Below are 8,743 nucleotides of genomic sequence, written 5' to 3'. Positions count from 1 at the left end.
GGGGCATCTGCTGTATTAATTGAAGCATACAAAACCTTCACGGCCGAGTCGGGAGGATCCTGGCTAAAAGGCTAAGAAAAGCACCATCGGTGTTTTTCTTAGCCTTTTAGCCAGGACTCCCGTGGCTTCGGCCGTGAAAGCCCTCGATTCTTTGTCTGTCGGTAGGCAGCCTACGCACGGAAACGACAGACATTTTTTCAACTACTTGATATTCCCTCTTTACCTCGCCCCCTTAAGTTGAGCTCTAGGCGCCTGCGTAGGAATGACGAAGTCTGAGACGTCCGTGACTTGTAGTAATGAGAGGAATTACGCAGCGCGTATTGTTTGTTCGGCTGTCAGCTTCATTCGATAATAAACGCAACATCACCTCCTCAGTTAAATGCAAGGTTCCCGGAGTATAAAAAAATCATAGGAGTCTCTTTTTTCTGTACTTCCTCGCTTATTTTAATTGTTTCTAATGCCTTCAGTATGGCTTGTCCTTCTATCACTAGCTTATGCTGAACTCTAACTATATTGAGTTTTTCTTTAGCAATTTTTTATTTATCTGAGCCTGAACACTCATTGTATTTAACGTGAAGATAACCCCAAATGGGGCCCCAGTGTACGAGTTGCTTCATCCAAACACTTTAATCGTAACTTTCTATCTTTTTCACTTTCAAAAGCTTGGTATAAAGTTAATTCCAATGGGGTTCGAGAGCCTTCAAGTGAGGTAAAATCTTCCTGTTTTTTCTCGTTCTCAGGTAAATGATATTTAAATAATGGATCTGTTGCTCAAAGATGAGATCCACTAATTTCGTTGAGGACGGCTCTCGCAGATTTGGAATTATGTTGCCACATGAGGATGTAAAGGGGATTATTTCACTTCCCGGGATGCTTTCGCTTGAGGGGAGGGGAAATTTGATTGCTGAATAGCGATTATCTCTCTTATTTTTTATGTTCTATCTCATCAACCAATTTCTGTAATTTCGAGGAACAAGTCGAGCAGATGGTGGCGTTACTAACTTTATCATACAAATCCTTTAAAATAGATTCAGAATCTTTCCCCTCTCGAAACTGTTGGATTGCTTCGTAGACCTTCTCTAATTTTTCAGTTAAAAATTTATGCGCTTTTTTACTGAAAAATTTGTTGTGTGTTTCGTCTAATTCTTCGTATAAATAGTTCACTATGTCGTTAAAACCTTGTTGTATAGAAGTTTTCTAATCTATCCTTCTCTGAAGGGCTTGCCATTTTTGGGAGGCCGTTTCGCTTGCTGCTTCATAAGGTGTTTTTTATCTTTATTTGTTCTTAGTAAAAGAGCGCTTTATCATCTTGAGGTTGTTAGAATAATCTTTTTCACACTTCATTACGGTATCAATGAGTTTGAAATAGGCTTTTTCGTTTTCGGCAAAGGTACGCGCTAGTAAATGAAAAATTGTATTGCCACTTTCATCCGTAGTTTCCAGTGGGGTTTCGCCTTTTTTGTTTTGGAGATCTAAGCGAGCTCCATTATTTATTAATGTTATAACGTTGTGAACCTTTTTTTCTTTCGATTCTTCTTCGAAATAAATGCTGTAGTCGTTTTTTCTGCTGGAAAAGAAGAAGAGATTGAATTGGATCCGGGAGGCAGGTTTTAATGTTTTTTTATCTGATTACAGGTGATGCTCAGAGCCTCATCTAAACGCTTCCAAATTCTTTATCGTGAATCTTAAATTGAGTTTTACACTCGCTTTGAATTTCTTTGATAGATTTTTTTGGTAATAAACTTGATATTAACTTACAATCCGTGGAGAGATGGCTAGTAAGCTTGCTCCAATACATAACGTGTATCTTTTTGAAATCAGATTGGGATAAATTTGGTTGGCTGGTAGAATCAAATCCAAAGGAATCGCGAATTTCCTGAATGCTTTCTTTAATAATGCAATTAAAAATTATATCAGAAAGTAATTTTGAATCAGTTTCGTTTAAATTATTATCTTGATTTTTGAGAGTTGAATTAATTGATAGTTAAAAAAACAATAGCCTGCTTTAGAACGTTCCACCACTCTTCATCTTGGATTTTTTCTTCTCCAACAGAAGTTAATTTATCGATATAATTAATTACGAACGTAAAAAATATCATACGACAAAAAGGAATTTTATATTGAAAAATAAGGTACGCGGCCTCTCGAGTTCTTTCTTGGTCGGCACTCACTCCTTCTGTTAATAATAATCTAAGCAACTTAATGTTTTTTTCTCGGGTTTATTCGCTTTCACAAGATTAAATGCCAGTGTGTACGCGACAAATTTAATATTTTTTCGATAGGCTCTAACTCAAAATCAGGTATAAAAATCTCCTTATAGGCTGATAACTGTTAAAACCCAAATTTGCTCAGCCTTATCTCAGATGTAACAGACGTAATGAGTGAGTTAGTTGTGGATATGTTATTTAGAATTATATTGATATAATAAAATGTCTAGATAGACATAATCAAAAACGGGAGAAATATCAAATCGATTTTTAACGATAACTTAAGGTTTTTCCCAAAAATGAATGAATTAGAATGCAACCATGACAGAAAAAATTAATCTTTTAAACTTAAGTGAACCTGAATTACAAGGCTTTATCGCATCCCAAGGCCAGGCACTATATCGTGTTACGCAACTATTGCAATGGATTCATCAACGCGGATTAACCGATTTTTCTTTAATGACCGACTTCAGCAAATCGTTTCGACAACAGTTAAGTGAGGCGTCCTTCGTCCGCGTGCCGGAGCTTGCTTTAGAGCGCGTTTCGGCTGATGGAACCCACAAATGGCTCTTTCGATTAGCGGATAATAATAAAATTGAAACGGTTTTTATCCCAGATTGTAAACGGGGCACTTTATGCGTTTCCTCGCAAGTGGGCTGTGCTTTGAATTGCAGTTTTTGCGCGACAGGAAAAGAAGGCTTTAATCGTAATCTTACTTTGGCTGAAATTGTCGGACAAGTGTGGTTAGCCGCCCGGTTGTTAAAATCGCCTTATAAAATCACTAATGTCGTAATGATGGGAATGGGTGAGCCTTTACTTAATTACGAAGCGGTGGTTGCAGCGATGCATTTAATGATGCATGATCACGCTTATGGCTTATCTAAATACCGCGTGACGTTGAGTACCTCTGGTATAATGCCCGCTATGCGTCGTTTGCGCAAAGAAAGTCCGGTTTCTTTAGCTGTTTCGTTACACGCACCTAACGATGCTTTGCGAAATGTGTTGGTCCCGCTTAATAAAAAGTATTCGTTAGACCAGTTAATTCCTTTATGCCGAGATTATTATTCCCGAGACAGTAAACGTTGCGTCACGTTTGAATATGTGATGATCGAGGGAATGAACGATCGTTTGATTGATGCCGAGCAATTAATTCGTTTATTAGCCGACGTGCCGTGTAAAATTAATTTAATTCCCTTTAATTCTTTCCAAGGAACAGCTTATCGATGTTCGACAGAGTTGGCTATTTCCGTTTTTCAAAAATACCTAATTGATGCTGGTTTTAATACTCGAGTGCGACGAACAAGAGGGGACGATATTGCCGGTGCTTGTGGTCAATTGGCTGGCCAGTTTCACGATCGAACAGGGCGGCAGCGACGCTGGCTTCAAAAACAAGATCTCGATTTTAACCGCCCTATTCCTGCAATCAATCATTAGGGCCTGTTAACAATTCGCTATGTTGATTCAGTATTCGCTCATTTTGGAGCACCGCAGCACAGGAATCAACGGATTGTGATAAGCATAGTATAGGCTCTAGCGAAATTGCTTTCTTATTCCAGATACGCCAGGAGTCAGTTTATAATGCCCATAAATACACCACCATAGGAATGCGACCAATGACGGAAAACCCGATCGATATGGGAATCAATCTCGCACGTTCGGACAGCACTGCGAAGACACCTGGTATCCTCTTGCGCAAGGCTCGCCAGGCGAAGAATCTTCAGCAAAGCGATGTTGCGAAAGAGATACGGCTTAGCATTCAATGGGTAAAAGGTCTTGAGCAAGACGATTATTCCCATGTCCCTGCATTAATTTACGGGCGCGGTTATTTACGTGCTTATGCCCGTTATGTGGGCATATCGCCGGATGAGGTGATGGCTGCATTTAACGAAATGGGATTGGAGGAAGAGTTCGAACGGGTAAAAGCCGAAGTAGAAAGACCTGTGAAACACCACGCGGTGCCAGTTGTTTTAAGATCGAAACAGATGATTAACGGCAAAATGCTTCGGTGGATTACGGTTATTTTATTGGTAGTGTTGATCGTCTCTGTGGGCGTTTGGTGGCAAGGCAAAAAACATATTCTTGGGCAATTGCAGTCAGTTATTTCTTCACCGCAAGAGAATTTGTCCTTAAAACAAACGTTAGTGAACTCAGCGGATACTAATGAAACAATCAATACAAATTTGACGGAGCAAGCTACGGCCATAAAATACAAGAATAAGATAACTTTTTCAGGAACTAATCATTGACGAAAAACATTCAAGCGATTCGGGGAATGAGCGATACCTTACCCGAAGAGATCCCTTATTGGTCTTCTCTGGAAAATGCTTGCCGTTCGGTGGTATCTGCTTATCATTATCGTGAAATTCGTTTCCCCGTCGTTGAACAAACGGCTCTTTTTAAGCGCACGATCGGAGAAGCCACCGATATTGTTGAAAAAGAAATGTATACCTTTACCGATCGCAACGGCGATAGCCTTACTTTGCGCCCGGAAGGAACAGCAGGCTGTGTGCGGGCCGGCATCCAAAACGGCTTGCTTTACAATCAAATTCAGCGTTTGTGGTATTTAGGGCCAATGTTTCGCCATGAGCGTCCACAAAAAGGACGTTATCGCCAGTTTTATCAGCTCGGCGTTGAAACTTATGGGATGGCGGGAGCGCCCATTGAAGCCGAGTTGATTTTTATGTGTTTGCGCTTATGGAAAGCGCTGGGTTTGGAATCTTATATTCATCTCGAATTAAATACGTTAGGTACGCTTGACTCGCGAAATGCTTACCGGCGAGCATTAGTCACCTATTTGCAATCGCGTGAAAAGGAACTGGACGAAGGTAGCCGGTGGCGTTTGCACACGAATCCCTTACGGGTTTTAGACAGTAAAAATCCCGAGCTACAACCGCTCCTTGCAGAAGCACCCAAGCTAATCGATTATTTGGATGAGACATCGCGACACTATTTTGATCAATTGCGGAGAGTGTTGGATCAAGCAGAAGTGCCTTTTATCGTGAATCCCACACTAGTTCGAGGATTAGACTATTATACACACACCGTTTTTGAATGGGTAACTGATCAACTGGGGACGCAAGGTACTGTTTGTGCGGGTGGGCGCTACGATAGCCTCGTCGAGTTGTTAGGCGGCAAACCAACTCCGGCCGCGGGGTTTGCTGCAGGATTAGAGCGATTAGTGTTATTATTACGTGGGGTGCGAAAATGCGTCGACAAGATCGATATTTACGTCGTTATAGCAGGGGAAGCAGTAATTCAAGAAGGGCTTTTGATGACGGAACAGCTTCGCAACGTATTGCCTGAATGGGTCATCGAAGCTGATTTGACTGGCAGCAGTTTAAAAAGTCAGTTTAAACGGGCCGATAAAAGTGGGGCCAAATGGGCGGTTATTATCGGTGAAGAAGAAATAAAAACGAATACAGTGACGCTAAAACATTTGCGAGAAACAGTGCCGCAAAAGAGTTTAACGCGAGATACCTTAATTTCTTATTTGAAATCCGAAGGTTGAGAATAAAAAGTCAGGTGAAACAATGACAGAACTTCTTTCCGATCAAGAACAAATTGAAATGATAAAAAAATGGTGGCGCGATTATGGTCGTCTTATTGCTCTTGTTATCGTTATTGGTTTATTGATTGGATTTGGATGGCGGTATTGGCGTCATCATCAATTGGAGAAAACAGAACACGCTTCTACGCTTTATATACAATTGCAAATATTGGCTTCGCAAAATTCGTGGGATAAAACAAAGCCGTTAACGGACCGACTGATTAAGGATTATGGTAAAACTCCTTATGCAACAATGGCCTCATTCTTAAATGTAAAAAGAGCGGTTGAGCAAAATCATTTACCGTCGGCATTGGATCAGTTGCAGTGGGTTATGAAAAATGCCACTGTTCCGGATTTAAAACAATTGGCGCGCTTGCGGGCAAGTCGAATTTTATTAGCCGAGAATCGCCTGAAAGCGGCTTTGAATTTATTGCAAACGGTTGATGATCAGGCTTATCAGCCGCTCGTGGACGAAATTAAAGGCGATATTTACGCAGCCATGGGGAATCGCGAGTCGGCTAAACAATTTTACGAAACCGCACAAAAGAGTATGAAAGCGATGGGAATTAACGACCCCTATTTAACAACGAAAATTTCGGAATAAAAATACCCCGGGGCAGGCCGCGGGGAGTAAATTTAAAATTTCTTCATCTGATGACCCTCTTTCCGTTTGCGGAGGGGATGCTTGGAGGAATGAAGGGAGAGAACCTCAATGCTTCCAGTCATTGCCATCGTTGGGCGACCCAACGTCGGCAAATCCACATTATTTAATTATTTAACTAAAAGTCGGGCTGCGTTAGTGACCGATGTCTTAGGTGTTACGCGCGATCGTCAATACGGTGAAACCACTATTGATTCTCAGCGTCTTTTAGTGGTCGATACAGGCGGCTTGGTCGATACGGAAAATAAAGAAGTAGCGCCACTGGCAGAAACGCAGGCTGAGCAGGCAATCGATGAATCCGATTACATTTTATTTTTAGTGGACGCGAAGGCAGGGTTAGTTCCTGCTGATGAAATCATTGCCGAACGATTACGCAAAAAAGGGAAAAAAATTTTTTTGGCCGTAAATAAAGCTGATCGAGCAAGAGCGGCGATTGTACAAAGCGATTTTTATAAATTGGGATTTGGTGAACCTCACGTTATTGCTGCCACGAACGGGCGAGGCGTCAAGTATTTAATGACTCAAGTTTTAAAAAATTTGCCTGAGAAAAAAGAAGTTATTGAAAAAGAAGTCGGCATTAAAACCGCCATGATTGGCCGTCCCAATGTCGGAAAATCCACGCTTATTAATCGATTATTGGGCGAAGAACGGGTTATTGTTTACGATCAGCCGGGAACCACTCGCGATAGTATTTATATCCCTTTTGCCCGCGGCAACGAAAATTATACGTTGATTGACACAGCAGGCATTCGCCGGCGCAGTAAAATACAAGATTATGTTGAAAAATTTTCAATGATTAAATCATTAGAGGCGATGCATACGGCGGATGTAGTTATTTTTGTATTAGATGCTCGTCAAGGCGTGACTGAACAGGATTTGCGGTTATTAAATCGGATTGTTGAAGCTGGAGTGTCCTTGATCATTGCTGTAAATAAATGGGATGGCCTAAAAATAGAAGAGCGTGACAATGTGCGCAATGCTATTGATCGACGTATGCCGTTCGTTGATTTTGCGCGTCGTTATTTTATTTCCGCACTGTATGGAACCGGTGTAGGCAAATTATTTCGAGCAATTCGGGAATCTTATCAATCCATCCAACAGGAATTAACGACAGCTCAGCTGACCATGGTCTTGGAAAAAGCCGTAGCGGAACATGAACCTCCTTTAGTTAAAGGTCGTCGAATTCGCTTACGTTACGCGCATTTAGGCGGTCGCCACCCATTAACGATTGTGGTACATGGTAAGCAAACAAAATCATTGCCACAATCCTATTCTCGCTACCTCTCCAATTATTTTCGCAAAACACTCAATTTTATCGGCGTTCCCATCCATGTCAAACTGAAAACTGATCTAAATCCTTATGAGGACCAGGAGGAGCGTTAGAGAGCGCGAAATTCGTTTATTTAGATTCTTCTCATAGTAGCACTTCCGAAGCCTGGTGATCTGAAAATGTACTATACTAATCGAGTGATTTCTATCTAGGGGGCGAAATGAATAACTTACTATTTATTATTTTCATGACGGGATTGTTTTTTAACGCCGTTATTGTTGGCGTGACTTCTTGTAAAAGTCTCGATTTAAGAAGTTTTGCATTTTAAGGAAGTCAGCCCTCAGTGTTGGAGTGTTTTAAATAAAAATGGCACTCAAGTGTACCCTCACTCAAGGGATTCTATAGCTGCCGATCCTGGTAACAAAGAGTTTAACAAGCATGGGTGGGTGGTGACTCCCTTACTTGTGGCTACTGTTCAGGCATTTTATTACTATTTCCGACACCTACTCTGGCTTGTATCAAAAATTCGAAAGCGGTCAATGCAGATTTATGGTGTCTGAAAAAGGTTATACCACTAGCTGTGGCGCTAGCAGTATAGAAGGCTGTACGATTATCTGTGATTAATTAAACTAATCAATTAACTAAGTAGCCTGTATGAAGCGCAGTGAAATACGGGGATGATAGACGAGATCATTATTTTCCCGTATTCTGCTTTGGTCTATACGTATATGGCCCCAGGGTTGTTGTCAACAATCAGTTTTGACGAAAAGAACGTATATGCGGCTTCACCGAGCCACCGCATGAATTAGCCTCATCAACCTCAGGTTTTACCTTAACGTCCTTAACATCACATTGCCGCGTTTACTAATCCGCGACAAGACCTCCTTATTCTCACTCGCGTGTTGTGGAGGAACTAACCCAATAAACACCAACAACTTGCCAGAAACAGATGAAATTGATGAATGTCCCTCCCCGTTCGCATAAACCGGCAGCGCCGTTAAATCCCCCCGGCTGCGCTGTACCCGTTGACAATCCTCATTGGTTTTTACCACGGCTTT

General features: G+C 41.4%; 7 protein-coding genes and 1 pseudogene. 5 read left to right on the top strand and 3 right to left on the bottom strand.

Going from position 1 to position 8,743, the window contains the following annotated elements; genetic code table 11:
- Positions 1-924 precede the first annotated feature (924 nt).
- Positions 925-1,164, bottom strand: a complete 240-nt coding sequence (locus OWO34_RS05615) for a hypothetical protein (protein WP_267256836.1) — start codon at positions 1,162-1,164, stop codon at positions 925-927.
- Positions 1,165-1,973: 809 nt separating this feature from the next.
- The gene (locus tag OWO34_RS05610; RefSeq protein WP_267256835.1) at positions 1,974-2,198 is read right to left on the bottom strand and encodes a polysaccharide deacetylase family protein; all 225 of its coding nucleotides are present in this window, start codon (positions 2,196-2,198) and stop codon (positions 1,974-1,976) included.
- A 330-nt stretch (positions 2,199-2,528) separates the two neighbouring features.
- On the opposite strand from OWO34_RS05610, the gene rlmN reads away from it, so the two are divergent.
- The 5 genes from rlmN (at position 2,529) to der (ending at position 7,798) form a co-directional block, all read left to right on the top strand.
- Positions 2,529-3,641 (top strand): 23S rRNA (adenine(2503)-C(2))-methyltransferase RlmN, encoded by a 1,113-nt coding sequence (rlmN, locus tag OWO34_RS05605; RefSeq protein WP_267256834.1) that lies wholly within the window; start codon positions 2,529-2,531, stop codon positions 3,639-3,641.
- Positions 3,642-3,841: 200 nt separating this feature from the next.
- A complete protein-coding gene (locus OWO34_RS05600; protein ID WP_267256837.1) occupies positions 3,842-4,453 on the top strand; it encodes a helix-turn-helix domain-containing protein in 612 nt (203 codons plus the stop codon).
- Positions 4,450-5,715 (top strand): histidine--tRNA ligase, encoded by a 1,266-nt coding sequence (hisS, locus tag OWO34_RS05595; RefSeq protein WP_267256833.1) that lies wholly within the window; start codon positions 4,450-4,452, stop codon positions 5,713-5,715. The genes OWO34_RS05600 and hisS overlap by 4 nt, the downstream gene beginning before the upstream one ends.
- 22 nt (positions 5,716-5,737) lie before the next feature.
- Positions 5,738-6,358 carry a YfgM family protein gene (locus OWO34_RS05590; RefSeq protein WP_267256832.1) on the top strand — a complete coding sequence of 207 codons (621 nt, stop codon included), beginning with the start codon at positions 5,738-5,740 and terminating at the stop codon, positions 6,356-6,358.
- A gap of 108 nt (positions 6,359-6,466) precedes the next feature.
- On the top strand, positions 6,467-7,798 hold the full coding sequence (der, locus tag OWO34_RS05585; RefSeq protein ID WP_267256831.1) for a ribosome biogenesis GTPase Der: 1,332 nt from the start codon (positions 6,467-6,469) through the stop codon (positions 7,796-7,798).
- A 720-nt stretch (positions 7,799-8,518) separates the two neighbouring features.
- Here the strand turns inward: der and OWO34_RS05580 are convergent.
- Positions 8,519-8,743, bottom strand: a pseudogene (locus OWO34_RS05580) (transposase); the annotation flags it as partial.

This window comes from Coxiella endosymbiont of Ornithodoros maritimus, assembly GCF_907164965.1.
In the GTDB taxonomy this organism is placed as follows: domain Bacteria; phylum Pseudomonadota; class Gammaproteobacteria; order Coxiellales; family Coxiellaceae; genus Coxiella.
This window is presented reverse-complemented; position numbering and strand designations above follow the sequence as displayed.

Coding starts and splice junctions, on each gene's coding strand:
- rlmN (WP_267256834.1), top strand. CDS start 2,529: ATGACAGAAAAAATTAATCTTTTAAACTTAAGTGAACCTGAATTACAA.
- OWO34_RS05600 (WP_267256837.1), top strand. CDS start 3,842: ATGGGAATCAATCTCGCACGTTCGGACAGCACTGCGAAGACACCTGGT.
- OWO34_RS05590 (WP_267256832.1), top strand. CDS start 5,738: ATGACAGAACTTCTTTCCGATCAAGAACAAATTGAAATGATAAAAAAA.
- der (WP_267256831.1), top strand. CDS start 6,467: ATGCTTCCAGTCATTGCCATCGTTGGGCGACCCAACGTCGGCAAATCC.